The sequence below is a fragment of the Agrobacterium sp. Azo12 genome (assembly GCF_029193765.2).
Lineage (GTDB): Bacteria > Pseudomonadota > Alphaproteobacteria > Rhizobiales > Rhizobiaceae > Agrobacterium.
Genome location: NZ_JARFYO020000001.1, coordinates 2,524,626 through 2,544,532 on the forward strand (window position 1 = coordinate 2,524,626; position 19,907 = coordinate 2,544,532).

The following is a 19,907-nucleotide window of genomic DNA, read 5'->3' on the forward strand; positions in this document are numbered from 1 at the left end:
GGGTTTTCTTTTGGCAGCACGCGCAATGTCTTGATTACATCACAGGTCAGGCGCAGAATTTGCCAAAATGGAGGAGACGTTATGAGTGACCTGACATTTTATACCAACCCCATGTCTCGCGGTCGCATTGCCCGCTGGATGCTGGAAGAGGTTGGCGTGCCCTACCGCACCGAAATTCTGGCCTTCAGTACCGACATGAAATCACACGCCTACAAGGCGATAAACCCGATGGGCAAGGTGCCAGCCATCAAGCACGGTGACACCATCGTCACTGAATGCGCGGCGATCTGCGCCTATCTTGCCGATGCTTTTCCCGGCGCAAATCTTGCACCACCCACCAAACAGCGCGGCCTCTATTACCGCTGGCTGTTCTTCACGGCAGGTCCACTGGAAATGGCAGGTTGCTTCAAGGCGCTCGGTGTTGAAGTGCCGCCAGACAAATACCGCATGGTTGGCTGCGGCGCTTATGCAGATGTCATGAACACACTGGAACTGGCTGTCAGCGAAAACCGCTTTGTGGCTGGCGATCAGTTTACAGCCGCCGACGTTTATGTCGCCTCCCATATCGGCTGGGGCATGCAGGTCGGCACGGTCGAAAAACGTCCACATTTTGTGGAATATCTCAGCCACATCAGCGAACGCCCGGCATTCAAGCGTGCCTTGCAACTGGATGAGGAAGCCTCGAAAGATTTGCAGCCCACCGGCTGACATGGCTTAGCGGACAGCGATCAGAAAATAAAAAAGGCGGGTCAAACCCGCCTTTTTTATTGGATGTTCGAGTCTCAGCCAGCGAGTGCCGCCGCAACAGCCTCAATGGCTTCAGATGCCTTGGCACCATCAGGGCCACCGGCCTGCGCCATGTCAGGACGGCCACCGCCACCCTTGCCACCGAGAGCGGCAGAAGCAACGCGCACCAGATCAACGGCGCTGAAGCGCGATGTCAGGTCTTCCGTCACAGACACCACAGCACTTGCCTTACCATCTTCGGAGACGGCAATCAGCAGCACAACGCCGGAACCAATGCCTGCCTTGGCATCATCAGCAAGGCCCTTGAGGTCCTTGGCTTCAATACCGGACAGCGACTTGGCCAGCAGCTTTACGCCGCCAATCTCCTGCACATCGCTTGCAGCGCCGTCAGCGGAACCGCCGCCCATGGCCAGCTTGCGACGGGCATCCGTCAGTTCCTTTTCAAGCTTCTTGCGCTCATCCAGCAGGCTTTCAACGCGCGACAACACTTCGCCCGGCTGAACCTTCAGCGAAGAAGCCAACGCCTTCACACGTTCGTCCTGCTCGGCGAGGTAGGCCAGAGCGCCCTGGCCGGTGACAGCTTCAACACGACGAACGCCAGCACCAACCGCGCTTTCGCCCAACACGCGCACCAGACCGATTTCACCGGTTGCTGACACATGCGTACCGCCGCAAAGTTCTACCGAGTACGGACGGTTGGCCTTGGCGCCGTGAATGCCAGTGCCCATCGACACAACGCGCACTTCGTCACCATATTTTTCACCGAACAGCGCCATGGCACCTTCGGCAATCGCATCGTCAACGCTCATCAGACGCGTGGTAACAGGCGCATTCTGCAGAATGATTTCGTTGGCCATCTGCTCAACGATCTTCAATTCCTCTGCCGTCATTGGCTTAGGATGAGATACGTCGAAGCGCAGACGCTCAGGCGCAACCAGCGATCCCTTCTGGGCAACATGCGTACCGAGGATTTCGCGCAGCGCCTCATGCAGCAGGTGGGTTGCCGAGTGGTTTGCGCGCAGACGCGAGCGGCGGTCATGATCAACCGTCAACTGAACAGCGTCACCGACCTTGAGACCACCCTTTTCAACCATACCGATGTGAACGAACAGGCCTTCGCCCTTCTTCTGGGTATCGGACACAACAAATGCGCCATTGTCAGATGAGATGATACCGGTATCGCCCATCTGACCACCGGACTCGCCGTAGAAGGGGGTCTGGTTGACGACAACCTGCACGGTTTCGCCTGCAGCAGCGGCATCAACAGCCTTGCCGTCCTTGACGATGGCCTGAACTACGCCTTCTGCCGTTTCGGTGTCGTAACCGAGGAATTCGGACGCGCCGAGCTTTTCCTTCAGTTCAAACCACACGGTTTCCGTTGCCTTGTCGCCGGAACCGGCCCAGTGCGAACGTGCCTCGGCCTTCTGGCGCTCCATGGCGTCGGTAAAGCCGGAAATATCGACGCCGATTTCACGCGCACGCAAAGCGTCCTGCGTCAGGTCGAGCGGGAATCCGTAGGTGTCGTAAAGCTTGAATGCTGTTTCGCCGTCCAGCATGTCGCCCTTGTGCAGTGTCGACGTTGCGTCGGACAGCAGCGAAAGGCCACGCTCCAGCGTCTTGCGGAAACGGGTTTCTTCCAGCTTCAGCGTCTCAGAGATCAGCGGTTCTGCACGTACCAGTTCCGGATAAGCACGGCCCATCTGCTGAACGAGCGTTGGCAGCAGCTTCCAGATCAATGGTTCTTTCGAACCCAGCAGTTCCGCATGGCGCATGGCGCGACGCATGATACGGCGCAGCACGTAACCACGACCTTCATTGGACGGCAGAACACCGTCAGCAATCAGGAAGGCGGATGAACGCAGGTGGTCAGCAATAACACGGTGGCTGGCGCGCTTTTCGCCTTCAGCAGCAACACCGGTTGCTTCAACCGAAGCGGAGATCAGTGCACGGAACAGGTCCGTGTCGTAGTTGTCATGTTTGCCCTGCAGCAGCGCGGAAATACGCTCAAGACCCATGCCAGTATCGATCGATGGACGCGGCAGGTTGATGCGCTCTTCCTTCGTCACCTGCTCATACTGCATGAAAACGAGGTTCCAGATCTCGATGAAACGGTCGCCATCTTCATCGGCAGAGCCTGGAGGGCCACCCCAGATATGATCGCCGTGGTCATAGAAAATTTCCGAACATGGACCGCAAGGACCGGTGTCACCCATGGCCCAGAAGTTGTCGCTGGTTGGAATACGGATGATGCGATCATCCGAGAAACCAGCAATCTTCTTCCATAGGTTAAAGGCTTCGTCGTCAGTGTGGTAGACAGTTACCAGAAGACGGTTCTTGTCGATGCCGTATTCCTTGGTGATCAGGTTCCAGGCGTGAGTGATCGCCTCTTCCTTGAAGTAGTCACCAAAAGAGAAGTTACCCAGCATTTCGAAGAATGTGTGGTGACGGGCGGTGTAACCGACATTGTCGAGATCGTTGTGCTTGCCGCCGGCGCGTACGCATTTCTGCGACGATGCAGCCGTGGAGTATGGACGGCTTTCCAGACCGGTGAACACGTTCTTGAACTGAACCATGCCCGCATTGGTAAACATGAGGGTCGGGTCATTGCGCGGCACCAGAGGGCTGGAGGCTACGATTTCATGACCATTTTTCTTGAAGTAGTCGAGAAAGGTCGACCGGATTTCATTTACGCCGCTCATGCCCACACACCGCTCATACTGAGTCCTTCATTGCCGTTTGCAATACGGCTAACCATCAAAACCACTGGCTTTTATCGTTCACGTCTGGCCCTGTCCAGCCATTCGGGCCGCAACCATGGCACAAAAAAGGCCGCATGAACGGTGTCACGCGGCCTTTTGTTTCCATTCATACAGCGCCGTTTCAAATGAGAGACAGCGACCCGTTCGATCAGGCGTCCGGGCCGTCGCCGTCTTCAGAGCCTTCCGGACCGCCATTCTGCAGGAAGCGGTCTGCAATCAGACCAGCATTCTGGCGGAGTGACAGCTCAATTTCATTGGCAAGCGCCGGGTTTTCACGCAGGAAGGTTTTTGCGTTTTCACGCCCCTGCCCCAGCCGCTGGCTGTTATAGGAGAACCAGGCACCCGACTTCTCAACGATGCCAGCCTTGACGCCCAGATCGACCAGCTCACCGGTCTTGGAAACGCCTTCGCCATACATGATATCGAATTCGACCTGCTTGAACGGAGGTGCCATCTTGTTCTTGACGACCTTGACGCGTGTCTGGTTGCCAACAACTTCTTCACGCTCCTTGACGGCGCCGATACGGCGAATGTCGAGACGAACAGAGGCATAGAACTTCAGCGCGTTACCGCCGGTTGTCGTTTCCGGCGAACCGAACATCACACCGATCTTCATACGGATCTGGTTGATGAAGATAACCATGCAGTTCGAACGGGAGATCGATGCGGTTAGCTTGCGCAGCGCCTGGCTCATCAGACGAGCCTGAAGACCCGGCAGGCTGTCGCCCATTTCACCTTCAATTTCCGCACGCGGCGTCAGGGCCGCAACGGAGTCGATAACCAGAACATCCACCGCGCCGGAGCGAACCAGCGTATCGGTGATTTCAAGTGCCTGCTCACCTGTATCAGGCTGAGAGATCAGCAGGTTCTGCAGATCCACGCCAAGCTTGCGGGCATAGACCGGATCAAGCGCGTGTTCCGCATCCACGAAGGCGCAAATGCCACCCTTTTTCTGGGCTTCTGCAATTGTCTGCAGCGCAAGCGTGGTCTTACCCGAGCTTTCAGGGCCGTAAATTTCAATGATACGACCTTTGGGAAGTCCACCAATCCCAAGGGCAATATCCAAACTAAGAGATCCCGTCGAAACCGTTTCAATTTCAACGACGTTTTCATTGGAGCCGAGCTTCATGATCGATCCCTTGCCGAACGAACGTTCGATCTGGGAGAGCGCCGCTTCCAGTGCCTTGCTTTTATCCACCGATTTATCCTCTACAAGACGCAAAGAATTTTGTGCCATCTGATCCACCTTTAGGTTATTGAAGCCCCACAGGCAATGAAGCGTTCCGTGAAGATTTTGTACCTTGTTTGTTCTCATTCGACAAGAGCAGATCATCATATTGAAAACAATAATGGATAAGTGGTTTGTTCTATTTTTGTTTTTCTTCGTGGAAGCCACTGCAAAAAAGATGAAAAACCACAGGTCAAACCGCAAAAGGGTCGAATCGCACCTCTGCATCAGACCGGTGGAATACGGGAACGGACGATGAAAAAAATACTCGTACTCGGTGGTGCCCACATAGATCGCCGAGGTCTGATTACAGGTGAAACCTCACCGGCTGCCAGCAACCCCGGACGCTGGATGGAAGAGGCAGGCGGTGGCGGTTTTAATGCTGCCCGCAACCTTTCCCGCCTCGGTTTTGACGTTCGCATCATCTCGCCGCGCGGCGGCGATTCCACCGGCGAAGCGGTCGCGGCAGCGGCCATTGAAGCTGATGTCGAAGACACGCCTTTTGTCTTTCTGGACCGCAAGACACCCAGCTACACCGCGATCCTTGAGCGCGACGGCAATCTGATCATCGCGCTGGCCGACATGGACCTCTATGACCTGTTTTCGCCCCGCCGCCTGCGCGTGCGGGCTGTCAGGGATGCAATTGAGGCAACCGACGCCATTCTGTGCGACGCCAATCTGCCGAAGGATACACTCGCGGCACTCGGCAAAGCGGCGAAGGAACAGGGCAAGCTTCTGGCTGCCATTGCGATTTCGCCAGCCAAGGTCGTCAAGTTGCAAGGCGCGCTTGAGAATATCGACATTCTCTTCATGAACGAGGCCGAAGCCCGCACCATTACCGCCCACAGCCCGGAAAAATCTGCCGACTGGCCAGCCCAGCTGCGCGCAGCCGGTGTGAGGGGTGGCGTGGTAACGCGCGGCTCCAATGAAGTGATTGCCTTTGTCGGCGAAAACACTGCATCGCTGCAGCCACCAGTCCTGAAAGAGGTACGTGATGTCACAGGGGCTGGTGATGCCCTTGCATCCGGTTTTCTGGCAGGCCATCTTCAGGGCCAGAACATAGGCGAAAGCCTGCGTTGGGGCACGGCAGCGGCAGCCATTACCGTCCTTTCACCCTTCGCCACATCGCATGAAATGTCACAAGACAACATTGACCTGATGTTACGTCTTGTGCCCGAAGCACAAACCCTGTCATGAGACATTGATAACAGAAATTGGAAATACCCGATGACAAAGCCAATCTCCCCTCTCCTTCCGATTGTCTATTCCGAAGAAGTTGCTGCTGCCAAACAGCGCGGCGCACCAATCGTTGCCCTTGAATCGACCATCATCACCCATGGCATGCCTTACCCTGGCAACATTGAAATGGCGCAGGGCGTGGAAGAACTGATCCGCCAGGAAGGTGCCGTACCGGCCACCATTGCTGTTATCGATGGCGTTTTGCATATCGGCCTTGAAAAGCACCAGCTGGAAACCCTCGCCCAGACCACTGGTGCCATGAAAGTTTCGCGCGCCGATATCGCCTTTGCGATTGCCGAGCGCCGCACCGGTGCGACCACCGTTGCCGCCACCATGATTGCCGCCGCACGCGCTGGCATCAAGGTCTTCGCAACCGGTGGCATTGGTGGCGTACACCGCGGCGCCGAAGAAAGCTTCGACATCTCTGCTGACCTGACCGAGCTTGCCAAGACCGGCGTGATCGTCATTTGCGCTGGCGCCAAGGCCATTCTCGACATTCCAAAGACGCTGGAAGTTCTGGAAACCGGCGGCGTTCCCGTCGTGACCTATGAAGCCACAGAATTCCCGGCCTTCTGGTCGCGTTCGTCCGGCCTGCAAAGCCCGCTGACACTGAACAGCCCGGCCGCGATTGCCAACTTCCAGACGACCCGCGAACAGCTTGGCATCGGCGGCGGTATGCTGATCGCCAACCCGGTTCCGGAAGAAGATGAAATTCCGCGCGAAGAGATGGAAATCTACATCAGCCGCGCCATTGCCAATGCAGAGCGTGAGGAAATTACTGGCAAGGCCGTAACGCCTTACCTGCTGGACAACATCTTCCGTCTGACCAGCGGCCGCAGCCTCAAGACCAACATTGCCCTGGTGCGCAACAATGCACGCCTGGCCGCTGAAATCGCGGTTGCCCTCAACGGCTGATTTGTTCGACATTTCAGGCATGAAAAAAGCCCGGTTCCTTTCGGAGCCGGGCTTTTTATTGTCATCAGAAACATATCAGTTCTGTGCGACCGGACGAACCAGCGGCGTGACGCGGCGGATGGTAACACGGCGGTTCTGCTGTTCTGCAGAAAGTGTGCGTACCTTCAGGTAACGTTCGCCATAGCCCTGCGTTGCCAGGTTTTCCGGCGGAATGCCGTAAACGTCGGTCAGGATATTGGCGACCGATTCAGCGCGACGGTCCGACAGGATCAGGTTGCTTTCGTCAGAACCGACGGCATCCGTATGACCTTCAATGAGGAAGGTTTCGGCCGGGTTCTGGTCCAGCGTCTTGTTGATCGCGTCTGCCACCTTGCGAAGTGTGCGTGCCTGGTTCATCGGAATATCGGCACTGCCCGTTGCAAAGGTCACCGTATCGAGGTCGATACGACGTACCTTGTCACGAATACGCGCAGAGTACTTCACCTCGTCCAGCGAGTAGACGCGCTCTACAGGTTCGACCGGCGGCTGTTCGAGGAACGCGTAATAGTCACGGTCCGGATCGCTTGTCGTGTCGATGATGTAGTCCTGAACCGGAATGCGCAGACGCATCGGTGGCAGATCAAGGCCCGGATCGCGATAAGCATATTCGCGGTCAGGACGCTCCATCAGTTCCGGTGCGTAGAACAGCACATATTCACGGCCACGATTATCGATGCGCGAACGCTGGATGATGTCGCCGTAACGGTTACGGATCGTCACAACCTGCGTGCCGTCGTTACGCTCCACAGTTTCGCGGATACGGCCACCTGGCAGACGCTCGTAATACGGCTCTTCACCTTCACGTACGAAGCGGCTGGTATCGTCGCCACGCACGATGATGCGGTCACCTAGCTGCAGGATGATACGGGCGCCATCATCATTGTTGTTACGACGGCCACCATCGCGTGGCTGCCACTCACGCACGCCTTCCGGACGTTCAAAACGTGGTGGACGGGCAATGCGCTCACCCTGCTGGGCCGTTGCAGCTTCCATCTTGACCGGTGGCGGTGGTGCCTTGCCATCGGGCCGCATAGCCTGTGCTTCGGCGTCCGAGGTCGGAACCTTCACTTCACCGGCCTGCTCACGCTCCTTGCGACGTTCGTCACGAGACTTTCTGTCGCCAGAACGTTCCGCTTCCTTGTCGCTGTCGAGAACGGCAGCACCCTTGTCGACCGGCAGAATAACCGTTTCATCGGTCTTGGACGGGTCCGCAGCAATGGCCTTGGCCTGGTCCAGTTGTTCCTTGGTCATGGAAGGAGCTTCTTCCTGCGGAGCAGCGACCTGATCCGGCACGGCTTCACCGGCTGGGGCCTGGCCACTTGCAGCACCGTCCTGTGGTGGTGGCGGTGCGTCAGGGGCTGGCGGCGCATCTGGTGCGGGTGCCGGGGTGGGTGCAGGTGCAGCAGCGTCCGGTGCAGGTGCCGCAGCATCTGGCGCAGGTGCCGGTGTTGGCACAGGTGCTGGCTCTTCAGCGGCGGGACGTGGAGCAGGTTTTTCACGGTTCGGGCGTGGGCGCTGCTTGGACTGATCATCACCCGGCTGGCGGCCCGGTTGTGGGTCTCCCTGCTGCTCCGGCACCGGAGCTTTCTCAGGCGCTGGTGATTCCTGCGGTACTGGAGCTTCCTTCGGTTCAGGTGCCGGTGCTTCGGCGGCTGGCTCACGTTTTGGTCGGCGCTTCGGCTCAGGTGCCTGTTCGGCGGCAGGAGGAGCAGCCTCTGGTGCCGGTGCTGGCTCAGCCGCAGGCGGCGCAGGTTCTGGCGCCGGTGGCGGAGGTGGTGCCTCAGCGGCTGGTGGCGGCGGCGGTGCTGGCTCCGGCGCAGGTGGTGCGGGTTCCGGTGCTGGTGGTGGCGCTGCATTCTGCGCGGCGAGCGCTGCATCAAGCTCAGCCTGCGCGGCCCCTACGGCCGCCTGTGCACCAGAAGTGTCCCCACCGCTTGCCTGGGCATCAGCCAGTGCCTGCTGCGCTGCCTGCAATTGCTGGCGCGCGCTTTCAACGCTGACCTGTACGCGAATAACATCCCGGCTCTCAGCTTGGAAAGAAACGGTGGGCCTCAAGGTCATGGCGCCGGCTGGTTGAGCCGTCATGACAATGGACATAAGGGGAAGAACAACCCCGGCCCTCAACATGGTTTTATTCAGCATCGTGTTTCCTCATGTGCCTGAATGCTTCGTTGTCATCTGCGTCATTCAGGGCTTTTTTGTGCCCGGTCAGCGCAACGCGCCAACCATGACATTGTTCCAATCATGGACGGAGAAGCCTGTACGCAGAATGAACGAACAACAACCATGCCGAAGCTGTTTGACAGATCGTGGAATTGAGGTTGCATTTTATTTGCAACGGTATGAGTATCCGGCCAGCGAGGTGCAATGACCCCACGCAACAGACACTGGCACGGAAAAAAACAACAGCCCGCCAGTGAAAACCAAAAGAGAGGATCGCAATGCGTATTTCTACACGTCTTCTTGCCGCCGCTTCCATCGCGGCAGTATCTTTGTTTTCCGGCGCAGCCCTTGCGCAAGACAAGCTCGTTATCGGCACGGAAGGCGCTTACCCTCCCTTCAACAACCTTGAAGCGGACGGCACGCTGACCGGTTTCGATATCGATATCGCCAAGGCGCTCTGCGAAGAGATGAAAACCGAATGCACCTTCGTAACGAACGACTGGGATGGCATTATTCCGGCCCTGCAGGCCAAGAAGTTCGATGCAATCGTCGCGTCCATGTCGATTACACCTGAGCGTTTGGAAAAGGTCGACTTCTCCAAGAAGTACTACAACACACCGCCCGCCATTGCGGTTCCGAAGGATTCGCCAATCAAGACGCTTGAAGACCTCAAGGGCAAGAGCCTCGGCGCGCAGGGTTCCACAACCCATGCTAACTACGCCGAAAAGCATCTGGCTGATTCTGACCTCAAGCTCTACCCAACCGCTGACGAATACAAGCTCGACATCACCAACGGCCGTATTGATGGTGTTATCGACGACATCGTCGTTCTGTCGGAATGGGTCAAGTCTGACGCTGGCGCTTGCTGCAAGATCCTGACACCACTGAAGGTCGATCCTGAAATCAATGGTAATGGTGCCGGTATTGCTGTGCGCAAGGGCGACACTGCGCTTGCTGACAAGCTGTCTGGCGCTATCGCCGCCATCCGTGCGAACGGCAAATACAAGGAAATCAACGACAAGTACTTCGATTTCGACGTTTACGGCGAATAATCAGTGCTGATCTGTTGAAAGTTGATGGCGGATGGCTTGCCCTTCCGCCATTTTTGTTTGAAAAACATGGATAGATTCAAAAAAAGCGGCAAAGACCGCAGGGGAAGTTGGCATGAGCGGATTGTTTTCCGCGGTAGGCTCTTTTTGGGCCTACATTACGCATCTATTTGATCCATTCTGCGGCCCTGTTGGTGTCTTCTCGTTTCTGGATCAGTCCAGCATCATTTCCTGTGGCCCGACAGGCTGGGGTGACGAAGTTGCCTTTGGCGTCAAGGTCACCATCACACTGGCACTGGCAACTTTGCCGGTCGGTTTGATCATCGGCTTCATGATCGCACTTGCAGCCCAGTCCAGCGAAAAGTCGCTGCGGATCGCTGCCGGTATCTACACCACGATCTTCCGCGGCCTGCCTGAGCTTTTGACGCTGTTCATCGTGTATTACGGCATACAGATGCTGCTGCAATCGGTGGCCGGTTCGCTTGGTTTCAGCGGACCGATTGAAATCAACGCCTTTGTGGCGGGCATGATTGCACTGGCCGTGGTGTTTTCGTCCTATTCCTCCGAAGTGCTGTTATCGGCTTTCAAGGCCATACCCAAAGGCCAGTATGAAGCGGGCGATTCCCTAGGTCTCCGACGCAGCCGCACCATGCTGCTGATCGTACTGCCGCAACTGGTCAGAATTGCCCTGCCCGGCATGACGAACCTGTGGATGATCCTGTTGAAGGACACCTCCTACGTATCGATCATCGGCCTGACCGACATCCTGCGCCAGACCGGCGTTGCGGCCCGCGTCAGCAAGGAAGCCTTCTTCTTCTACGGGCTTGCCTGCCTGCTGTTTCTGGTTCTCGCCATGCTGTCGTCGATTGGTCTCGGTTACATTGATCGCTGGTCACGCAAATCGGAGGCCAAACGATGAGCCATGCCGAACATCTGATTGCAGCCCGCCCTGCGCCGCCTGCCGAAAAAAAGCCGATGACACTGGCCCGCGCCAGCGGTTACGTCATCATTGGCATCTGGTGCCTTGTGGCTCTTGGCCTCGTCTACACCATCATCAACGGTTGGGACTGGGCCAAGGTTGAACGTTACGGACCGCGTTATCTCGACGGACTGAGAACAACGATCATTCTCGTCACGGTTTCGATCATTCTCGGCGCTATCCTGTCGCTGCCGATTGCCTTTGCGCGCATGTCAAAAAACCCGTTCTTGGCGGCACCGGCCTATGCCTATGTCTACGTGTTTCGGGGCACACCGCTGCTGGCGCAGCTGTTCCTGATCTATTACGGCCTTGGCACATTCCGCACGGAACTGGAAAGCATTGGCCTGTGGTGGTTCTTCCGGGAAGCCTGGTATTGCGGCCTGCTCTCCATGACGCTCAACACAGCGGCCTATCAGGCTGAAATCCTGCGCGGTGCCATTGCCAGCGTGCCGATCGGCCAGCGCGAAGGCGCCTTTGCGCTTGGCCTGCCGAAATCCATCATCTTCCGCAAGATTACCATGCCGCAGGCACTCATTGTTGCCCTGCGCCCCTATGGCAATGAAATCATTCTGCTGATCAAGGGTTCGGCTGTTGTCTCCGTCGTGACCGTGTTCGATCTGATGGGCCAGACACGTTACGCCTTTTCCCGCACCTTCGATTACCAGACTTATCTGTGGGCCGCGATTTTCTACCTGACGATCGTCGAGACACTGCGTCACGTCTGGGCATGGCTTGAAGCCCGCCTGACGCGCCACCTGAAGCGCTGAAGCTGTTAGCAGCACTCCACGATGACAGCTGCTAACACACTGAAAAATAATTTCTTTTTAGCCAGATAAATACAATTTCAACATTCGGTTAACCATGTCATGCTCCCATGGTGATGTTGAACACAAGTTCAGCACCGCCAAAAAAACGGGAACAGGTATCATGAACACAGACATGGAAATGATGCTAAAAGGTTACGGCCTCACCACTGCCCAGATCTTCTACCGCATGCCCGATCACCCCGCTTTGCTCCAGACCTATGTCTGGCAGCATTACGATCTGGCACCGGACTTTCCGGAAATGAACGGCTTTCTGAAGTTCTGGCGGGAAAAGCTCGATGGTCCCCTGCATTCGGTAAAATATGTGCATCGGCAGCTGATTTCGGCCAGCGAATGGCGCGCACTGAAGGGCGAGTTCATTCTCCACTGAATAACGGCTTTTCGAGATAAACATTGCGCGTGCCCGGCGGGCAGCTTACAGCAAGGCTGAACACCAAAAATTCAGCCAAGGGTACTGCAATGACCGGAAAACAACAGAAGATCGACGAAGAGGCCCTTGCCGAAGCCTATAACCGCGCATTGGCTCATGAGAAGGCTGGCGAGATCGATGCTGCCGTAGCAGCCTACCAGGAAGTTCTGGGCCTTGATCCGGAAGATCATGGTGGTGCGGCTGTTCGCCTTGCTTCACTTGGTCGTGGTGAGACACCGCCAAAGGCTCCCGATGCCTATGTCGAAACACTGTTTGACCAGCACGCCGAAGCCTTTGAAGACATTCTGGTCGAGCAGTTGGGTTATGCGGTTCCGATGATTGTGCGCCAGCGCCTGCAGTCTCTCAACCTTGGCCCATTCAAGCGCCTGCTTGATCTCGGCTGTGGCACCGGCCTGACGGGTGCCGCCCTGCGGGACATGGTGGAAGACAGCACCGGCATCGACATTTCCGAGAACATGGTTGAAATCGCTCATGAAAAGGAAATCTACGAAACGCTTTACGTAGCGGAAGTCGAGGATTTCCTTGAGGACAATGACGATGACGCTTTCGACCTGATAACCGCCACCGATGTGCTGCCGTACCTTGGTGCGCTTGAGCCGCTGTTTTTCGGTGCGGCCGAAAACTTGGCTCCTGGCGGTATCTTTGTGTTCTCGTCTGAAACGCTGCCAGACGATGTTCTGGCCGGACGGACCTACATGGTTGGTCCGCACCAGCGTTTTGCCCATGCAGAAAGCTACGTGAAGGAACGTCTCGAGGCGACTGGTTTCGAAATTCTCGAAGTCACCGACATCAATGTGCGCATGCAGGATGGCAACCCGACACCGGGCCATCTGGTGGTGGCAAAGCTCAAGGCTTAAACTTCCAAAAGGCGCGGCGAAAATCGCGCCTTTTTCTTTGCCTATGTTTCGTGATTTGCGGGCCTGTCACGACATGTCGCATGGCATGATGTCCTGAAAAACGGCATGATGCTGTAACAGCCGATATGCGGCATCAGGATGAACGGCAATGCTCGACAAAAACGCATCCGCACAAGACATCATTTACCACCTTCAAACCATGACATCGCAAGATGCCATTGATGGCATGCGCCGGTTTGCCATTATCACCGATACCGCGCTCGGCATCAGCAATCCCGACCTGCAAAAGCTGGCCCGGCAGGTCGGCAACAACCACCAGCGCGCCTTGCAATTATGGAATAGTGACATTCGTGAAGCGCGGTTGATGGCGATCTATACCGCCGACCCAACCTTGTTGACACAGAACGAATGTCTGGCCTGGGCGGGCGATTTCAACTCCTGGGAAATTGTCGATGCCGCTGCCGATCTCTTCACGCAGACGTCATTCTGGAAAGACCTGATCGACACATTCAGCGCCGACGACAGGGAATTTGTCCGGCGCACCGCCTTTGCGATGATTGCCGGCGCAACGGTTCCCCTAAAAAAAGAACCGGACGAAACCATGCTCGGATTTTTGCCGCTCATCAAGACATACGCAAATGACGACAGGAATTTTGTGTGCAAGGCAGTGAACTGGGCGCTGCGCAATATCGGCAAACGCAGCACCAATTGCCACACCCCCGCACTGGCATTGGCGCAGGTTCTGGCAGACAGCAAAAACAAAACGGAAAGATGGGTTGGCAAGGATGCCGTCAAACAATTGACGGGCGAAAAACTGCTCGCCCGTCTGAAGTAGTCTTATTCTTCACCCGACGACTTGGTGTTGTCGAGCAGCATGTAATCCAGCGGCAGTTCAGTCGTGTACTTGATCTGCTCCATGGCGAAGGCAGACGACACGTCGCGGATTTCGATCTTGGCAATCATGCGCTTGTAGAAAGCATCGTAAGCACCGATGTCAGGCACCACCACGCGCAGCAGGTAATCCACGTCACCGCTCATGCGGTAGAATTCGACAACCTCAGGGAATTCGGAAACCACTTCCGAGAAACGCTTCAGCCACTCAATGGAGTGGGATGCCGTGCGAATGGAGACAAAAACCGTAACCTTGGTGTTGACTTTGGCCGGGTCCAGAAGAGCGACGCGACGGCGAATGACACCATCTTCTTCCATCTTCTGGATACGCCGCCAACAGGGCGTCGTGGAAAGGCCGACCTTCTTGGCAAGGTCAGCAACAGCCAGGGTTGAATCCTCCTGAAGTATGCGCAGGATTTTGCGGTCTAATCGATCCAATTCCATTCCTCCTGAATTATTTTCCTTTAGATACACGATTCAAAAGAAAAAAACAGAAAAATTTTTCACTTAATTAGCATTTCAACAGACTGTCGCAAAACTGGCAACAGGTCCTCTTCAAACCATGGATTTTTCCGTATCCAGGCTGTATTGCGCCAGCTTGGATGCGGCATTGGCAGCATACGAATGCCCTCATTCCTGAAAAATGTCGTGCGCCAGTCGCGTACCGTTTCCGTGACATTGCCATTGCGCGTTTTGCCCATGTGCCAGGCCTGCGCATAACCGCCAATCGCCAGAACCAGCTCTATCTGTGGCATGGCATCCATCACCCGCTGACGCCAGAACGGTGCACATTCCTTGCGCGGTGGCAGGTCGCTACCCTTGGCATCGTAACCGGGAAAACAGAACCCCATAGGCACGATGGTGAACAGGTCACGATTGTAAAACTGGTCGCGGTCGACAGACAGCCAGTTGCGCAGCCGATCACCCGACGCGTCATTGAATGGCAGTCCGCTTTCATGAACCCGAAGCCCCGGCGCCTGACCGGCAATCAGGATACGCGCCTTGGAGGAAATCACCGCCACCGGACGCGGCTCATGCGGCAAGCGATAGGCCTCACCGCGCGCCGGCGTGTCGCGACAGATACGACAGGCGCCAATCTCGGCCCTTAAGATATCCAGATCCTTGTCCCTGATGTCAGGCACTCACACTCACTCCCAGCCAAGCAGATGGCGAACCGCCGCAAGGAAACCTGACAATGGTACGTCCATTTCCGCCGTCTTGCGCAACTTGCGCCAATTGGCCGGCGCTTCAAACGCCCCTGCCCACAGGCCAAGCCCACTGGCCTTCGCTTCCCGCTCCTCGTCCGTAAACAGGAAATATTCTGTCCGCACAGCCAGTCCTTGGCGCACCATTTCAGCCGCCACATCCTGACCATCCAGGAAACACCGGACGAGCAAACGCTGATATCGATCCATGTCGTTGCCACGGCATTCCAGTCCGACAGAAACAAGCCCGGCCAGCGCCTGTTTGGCGGCCTGCCCGCACGGCCAGTCAGAACCATTGCGCTGGCATTGCTGATCAAGCTCGGGCGCATCGATACCCAGCAGACGGAAACGTTTTCCGTTCAGCGCCAGCGTATCACCGTCAATGACATAATAGGCTCCAGCATGCCGCTGCATGTTGTCGCTGTCCAGCTTGGCAGCAATCAGAATTCCCAGCAGAAAAATGGCAATCAGCACAATTCCGTCGCGCAAAAAAGCCAACCGCCTGCCCTTGTTTTGTCTCATATGCCAACAAATCCTTTTCACAAATGGCAAACAAATAGTTTCACAGCAGCATCTTCTTAAGATTTCGCAGTTAGTGTTTCAGCCATTCGTGTCATTCCTGTTGTATCAATGAGTAAAAGCGTCAGCACATCAACAGACAAGAACATTGTCGACCGCTCCAAAACGCACCGTAACAAGGCGGTGGCGAAGGCAGTGAAGTTGACACGCGAACGCTTGCAATATGGTCAGGGCGGAAACCACACCTTTGACCGTGACATGCTGGAAATGCATATAAGCACAGCACTGCACGGCGCAACGATCATGCCGCTTTTCATTGTGTTGGTCACAGGTTTGGGCGTGTATTTAACACGCGAAGCCAATCTTGTGGCCTGGGCCATCTGTGCGCTTGGCATTCACGCCGTGTCGCTGATTGCGGCCAAACGGGCCAACAAGCAGGAACTGACGGCCATTTCCACCACCCGGTGGCACAATATCTTCTTGGCAATCCAGATTATTACCGGCTGCGTCTGGGCCTACATCGCCGCCTATGAAGCACCGCCTGCGGTGCAACCCGCCTATTTCCTGTTCTTCAAGGGCGCGACCCTGCTGATTGCGCTGGCAATCATCTCCATGTCGAATGCCATGCTGCCGCGTGCGGCAATGATGACATTCCTGCCGGTTTTGACAGCACTGATTATCGTGGCGGCCACATCGCGCTCGGTCACAGGCATCAGCGTTGCTGCGATGTTCATCGTTGCCATGCTGTTTTTCCATTACCTCACTGACCGGCTTGCCAAGTCCAACATCAAGCTTTTGTCGTTCCAATCGGAAAAGGACGATCTGATTGCCGAGCTTGAAGTGGCAAAGTCCATGTCAGACGAGGCCCGCCGCCGCGCTGAAGAGGCAAACCTTGCCAAGTCGCGCTTCCTGGCCTCCATGTCGCATGAGCTGCGCACACCGCTCAACGCCATTCTCGGTTTCTCCGAAGTGATGGCAACGGAGGTTCTGGGGCCACTCAACAACCCGCTCTACAAGGAATATTCGGGCGACATTCATCGGTCCGGCAAACATCTGCTCGACCTGATCAATGAAATACTCGACCTGTCGCGCATCGAAGCCGGTCGTTACGACCTGCATGAAGAAACCATGTCGCTGCTGGATCTGGCAGAAGATTGCATCGGCATGATCCAGCTTCGGGCCCGCGCCAAGAACATTTCCATTGCCCAGCAGTTCGAAAGCAGCCTGCCGCTGGTCTGGGCCGATGAAAAGGCTATCCGTCAGGTGGTTCTGAACCTGATGTCCAACGCCGTGAAGTTTACCCCGCAGGGCGGTGAAATCATGATGAAGGTCGGCTGGACCGCCGGTGGCGGCCAATACATTTCCATCAAGGACAATGGCCCCGGTATTCCCGAGGAAGAAATCCCGGTCGTGCTGTCAGCATTCGGTCAGGGATCGATTGCCATTAAAAGTGCCGAACAGGGCACCGGTCTTGGCTTGCCGATCGTGCAGGCCATTCTGGCCAAACATGATGGCCAGTTCATTCTGAAATCGAAACTGCGCGAAGGCACTGAAGTCATCGCCATTCTTCCGGCCAAACGCGTGCTGCAGAGCCTGCCAGCCGTCGAAGACACGCAGGCAGTCCAGCCGCGCAAACGCTCATTCGCCTAAGATCGTCAGCCCGGAAACAGGTTGACGACCAGCGCGTAAATGACAAATCCGGCATTGATCAGGATAAGGCAGAAGACCGCAAGTGAACCGAGGTCCTTTGCGTGGCGACCGACCGATGAAATCTCCGGCGAAATACGGTCAACCAGTTCTTCGATCGCGGTATTGATGGCCTCAAAAGCCACCATCAGCAACATCAGTATGACAAAAATCAGATAGTGCACGAAGGGTGCACCAATCACTGCAAACAGCACCAGACCTGCAAACAGCAGAATAACCTCGTGGCGGAATGCAGCTTCCTGCCACAGGCGTTGAAGCCCCTGAACGGAGTAGCGCAGGGCAGCAAACAAATGCCTGATACCCTTTTCCTTCACGAAAGCTGCCGGCTTGTCGGTTGATTGTGTTTTTGTCATTCAGCGGTCTTCACTTCAGCTGCGGTTGGAAACGCCAGCGGCATCAAATGTTGCCATGCCGGAGTGGCAGGCTGCAGCGGCCTTGACGATACCGGCAGCAAGTGCAGCGCCGGTACCCTCACCCAGCCGCATGCCAAGTGCCAGAAGCGGTGTCTTGCCCAGCTTTTCAACGGCAGCCAGATGGCCGGGTTCACCCGACACATGGCCAATCAGGCAGTGGTCGAGTGCGGACGGGTTCATGGCCTTGAGAAGGGCCGCAGACGCTGTCGCGACATAACCATCGATCAGCACGGGGATCTTTTCCATGCGTGCCGCCAGAATGGCACCAGCCATCGCCGCAATTTCACGACCGCCAAGACGGCGCATGATTTCAAGCGGGTCAGACAGATGGTCCTTGTGGAATTCGACGGCGGCTTTGACGGCAGCAATCTTGCGCGCCATGACATCACCTTCAGACCCGGTGCCGGGACCGGTCCAGTCTTCAGCCGTGCCGCCGTAAAGCGCCAGGTTGATAGCTGCCGCAATCGTGGTGTTGCCAATGCCCATTTCACCAATGCACAGCAAGTCGGTGCCACCGGCAATCGCTTCCATGCCAAAGGCCATGGTGGCCGCGCAGTCACGCTCGGAAAGAGCCGCTTCAGAGGTAATGTCACCGGTAGGATAATCCAGCGCCAGATCAAAGATCTTCAAGCCCAGGTCATTGCTGACACAGATTTGGTTGATTGCCGCACCACCGGCTGCAAAATTCTCGACCATCTGCTGGGTCACGGAAGAAGGATAAGGCGTGACACCATGTTTGGTAACGCCGTGGTTGCCGGCAAAGATTGCCACCAGCGGACGGGTGACGGACGGTGCCCGTCCCGTCCATGCGGCAAGCCACATGGCAATTTCTTCCAGCCGACCGAGAGAACCCGCCGGTTTGGTCAGCTTGGCATTACGCTCCTTGGCGTCAACCAGCGCATGGGTCGAGGGACCGGGCAGATCGCGCAGCAGCGTACGAAAATCGTCGAAAGGCAGGCCGCTCATGCTCATGATATCAATCTTCCTCGTTCATTCCGGAAACTTGTAATTTTCCGGCAAATCAGTCTTTGTTGCCCCTCTCATAGTCGGGGAATGTTTCAGGAACAACCGGAAATCGCCCCTTTTGAATTCCGTCAAGACAGGAACTGCATCATGGACATCAACGCGTTCATAACCGATCTGGCAAGAGCCGTTGGTTTTCTCGGACGCTTTCCGGTGCCGCAGCACTTCTTTGACGGTTATGACGGCAAGATGGTCCGCCTGTCTCGCACCTTTGCCTTTGCAGGTCTGCTGATTGCCCTGCCCGCCGCTCTGGTGTTTTTGATCTTGCTGTCGCTGGACGCCAAACCGCTTCTCGCCAGCCTGATAACACTGGCAGTTATGGTTTTTTCAACAGGCGCTCTGCATGAGGATGGTTTTGCCGATACGGCCGATGGTCTCGGCAGCGGCCGCACCGGCGACCGTATCATCGAGATCATGAAAGACAGCCGCCTTGGCACCTACGGTTCCGTTGCGCTGTTCTTTTCCTTTGGATTGCGGGCGGCCTCACTGACGACACTTGGTGACACGCTGACACCCGTCGGTGCCGCTGCGGTCTTTCTGGGCGCTGCAGCACTCAGCCGCGGCCTGATGGTCTGGCATTGGACGGCAACACCCTCTGCGCGGCAGCAAGGGCTTGCATCATCGGCCGGTCAGCCGGACAGCACTGCCCGCAACACCGCTGTGATATCGGGAGTGGCGATTGCATCAGCTCTCTCGTTGCCCTTCGTCTCCGCATTTGCACTTCTGCTGGCATTTGCTGTCGTGGCCGGTGCCATCACAATTTTTAATGGCTTCGTGGTGAAAAAGATCAACGGCCATACCGGTGACACCATTGGCGCGACACAACAAATCTCGGTCATTGTCTGGCTATGCACCCTTGCCCTGACACACTGAAACACAAATATTGTGAGTGAGCATTTATGGAATATGTGAAAGGCCGA

19 protein-coding genes are annotated in these 19,907 nt (G+C 56.3%); 11 read left to right on the top strand and 8 right to left on the bottom strand.

Translation table 11 applies throughout. The features are described from left to right. Positions 1-81: 81 nt before the first annotated feature. A complete protein-coding gene (locus PYL13_RS12055; RefSeq protein WP_275641529.1) occupies positions 82-708 on the top strand; it encodes a glutathione S-transferase family protein in 627 nt (208 codons plus the stop codon). A gap of 74 nt (positions 709-782) precedes the next feature. Here PYL13_RS12055 and alaS read toward each other — a convergent pair whose 3' ends face one another. Beyond that, positions 783-3,446, bottom strand: a complete 2,664-nt coding sequence (alaS, locus tag PYL13_RS12060) for an alanine--tRNA ligase (RefSeq protein WP_275641530.1) — start codon at positions 3,444-3,446, stop codon at positions 783-785. 208 nt (positions 3,447-3,654) lie between these two features. Then, a complete protein-coding gene (gene recA / locus PYL13_RS12065) occupies positions 3,655-4,743 on the bottom strand; it encodes a recombinase RecA (protein WP_192488683.1) in 1,089 nt (362 codons plus the stop codon). A 246-nt stretch (positions 4,744-4,989) separates the two neighbouring features. On the opposite strand from recA, the gene PYL13_RS12070 reads away from it, so the two are divergent. Both PYL13_RS12070 and PYL13_RS12075 read left to right on the top strand, forming a co-directional pair. Further along, positions 4,990-5,931: a carbohydrate kinase family protein gene (locus PYL13_RS12070; RefSeq protein WP_275641531.1), complete on the top strand. Its 942-nt coding sequence runs from the start codon at positions 4,990-4,992 to the stop codon at positions 5,929-5,931. Between the two features lie 30 nt (positions 5,932-5,961). Beyond that, the gene (locus tag PYL13_RS12075; protein WP_275641532.1) at positions 5,962-6,888 is read left to right on the top strand and encodes a pseudouridine-5'-phosphate glycosidase; all 927 of its coding nucleotides are present in this window, start codon (positions 5,962-5,964) and stop codon (positions 6,886-6,888) included. Between the two features lie 75 nt (positions 6,889-6,963). Here PYL13_RS12075 and PYL13_RS12080 read toward each other — a convergent pair whose 3' ends face one another. Continuing rightward, on the bottom strand, positions 6,964-9,069 hold the full coding sequence (locus PYL13_RS12080) for an OmpA family protein (protein WP_275641533.1): 2,106 nt from the start codon (positions 9,067-9,069) through the stop codon (positions 6,964-6,966). A gap of 299 nt (positions 9,070-9,368) precedes the next feature. Between PYL13_RS12080 and PYL13_RS12085 the strand changes: the two genes are divergently transcribed. The 6 genes from PYL13_RS12085 to PYL13_RS12110 all read left to right on the top strand — a co-directional run bounded on the left by PYL13_RS12085 (position 9,369) and on the right by PYL13_RS12110 (position 14,064). Beyond that, entirely contained in the window at positions 9,369-10,142 is a 774-nt protein-coding gene (locus PYL13_RS12085; protein ID WP_250981752.1) for an ABC transporter substrate-binding protein, read from the top strand. A gap of 112 nt (positions 10,143-10,254) precedes the next feature. Next, the gene (locus PYL13_RS12090) at positions 10,255-11,058 is read left to right on the top strand and encodes an ABC transporter permease (protein WP_192488678.1); all 804 of its coding nucleotides are present in this window, start codon (positions 10,255-10,257) and stop codon (positions 11,056-11,058) included. Beyond that, positions 11,055-11,885, top strand: a complete 831-nt coding sequence (locus tag PYL13_RS12095; protein ID WP_250981753.1) for an ABC transporter permease — start codon at positions 11,055-11,057, stop codon at positions 11,883-11,885. Before PYL13_RS12090 ends, PYL13_RS12095 begins: the two co-directional genes overlap by 4 nt. A gap of 160 nt (positions 11,886-12,045) precedes the next feature. Continuing rightward, positions 12,046-12,312, top strand: a complete 267-nt coding sequence (locus PYL13_RS12100; RefSeq protein WP_259145957.1) for an usg protein — start codon at positions 12,046-12,048, stop codon at positions 12,310-12,312. An 89-nt stretch (positions 12,313-12,401) separates the two neighbouring features. Beyond that, positions 12,402-13,229, top strand: a complete 828-nt coding sequence (locus PYL13_RS12105) for a class I SAM-dependent DNA methyltransferase (RefSeq protein WP_250981755.1) — start codon at positions 12,402-12,404, stop codon at positions 13,227-13,229. A 148-nt stretch (positions 13,230-13,377) separates the two neighbouring features. Then, a complete protein-coding gene (locus PYL13_RS12110; RefSeq protein WP_275641534.1) occupies positions 13,378-14,064 on the top strand; it encodes a DNA alkylation repair protein in 687 nt (228 codons plus the stop codon). Positions 14,065-14,066: 2 nt separating this feature from the next. On the opposite strand, the gene PYL13_RS12115 is transcribed toward PYL13_RS12110, so the two are convergent. The 3 genes from PYL13_RS12115 to PYL13_RS12125 all read right to left on the bottom strand — a co-directional run bounded on the left by PYL13_RS12115 (position 14,067) and on the right by PYL13_RS12125 (position 15,847). Further along, the gene (locus PYL13_RS12115) at positions 14,067-14,558 is read right to left on the bottom strand and encodes an Lrp/AsnC family transcriptional regulator (RefSeq protein ID WP_192488673.1); all 492 of its coding nucleotides are present in this window, start codon (positions 14,556-14,558) and stop codon (positions 14,067-14,069) included. 65 nt (positions 14,559-14,623) lie between these two features. Beyond that, positions 14,624-15,262, bottom strand: a complete 639-nt coding sequence (locus tag PYL13_RS12120) for a uracil-DNA glycosylase family protein (RefSeq protein ID WP_405049396.1) — start codon at positions 15,260-15,262, stop codon at positions 14,624-14,626. Positions 15,263-15,268: 6 nt separating this feature from the next. Further along, positions 15,269-15,847, bottom strand: a complete 579-nt coding sequence (locus PYL13_RS12125; protein ID WP_275641535.1) for a thermonuclease family protein — start codon at positions 15,845-15,847, stop codon at positions 15,269-15,271. 108 nt (positions 15,848-15,955) lie between these two features. Between PYL13_RS12125 and PYL13_RS12130 the strand changes: the two genes are divergently transcribed. After that, positions 15,956-17,494 (top strand): sensor histidine kinase, encoded by a 1,539-nt coding sequence (locus PYL13_RS12130; RefSeq protein ID WP_250981758.1) that lies wholly within the window; start codon positions 15,956-15,958, stop codon positions 17,492-17,494. Positions 17,495-17,499: 5 nt separating this feature from the next. On the opposite strand, the gene PYL13_RS12135 is transcribed toward PYL13_RS12130, so the two are convergent. Both PYL13_RS12135 and cobT read right to left on the bottom strand, forming a co-directional pair. Next, the gene (locus PYL13_RS12135) at positions 17,500-17,904 is read right to left on the bottom strand and encodes a diacylglycerol kinase (RefSeq protein WP_275641536.1); all 405 of its coding nucleotides are present in this window, start codon (positions 17,902-17,904) and stop codon (positions 17,500-17,502) included. Positions 17,905-17,919: 15 nt separating this feature from the next. Further along, positions 17,920-18,936, bottom strand: coding sequence for a nicotinate-nucleotide--dimethylbenzimidazole phosphoribosyltransferase (gene cobT, locus PYL13_RS12140; protein WP_275641537.1), 1,017 nt, complete (start codon positions 18,934-18,936; stop codon positions 17,920-17,922). 141 nt (positions 18,937-19,077) lie between these two features. On the opposite strand from cobT, the gene PYL13_RS12145 reads away from it, so the two are divergent. Continuing rightward, a complete protein-coding gene (locus PYL13_RS12145) occupies positions 19,078-19,860 on the top strand; it encodes an adenosylcobinamide-GDP ribazoletransferase (protein WP_275641538.1) in 783 nt (260 codons plus the stop codon). Positions 19,861-19,907 lie beyond the last annotated feature (47 nt).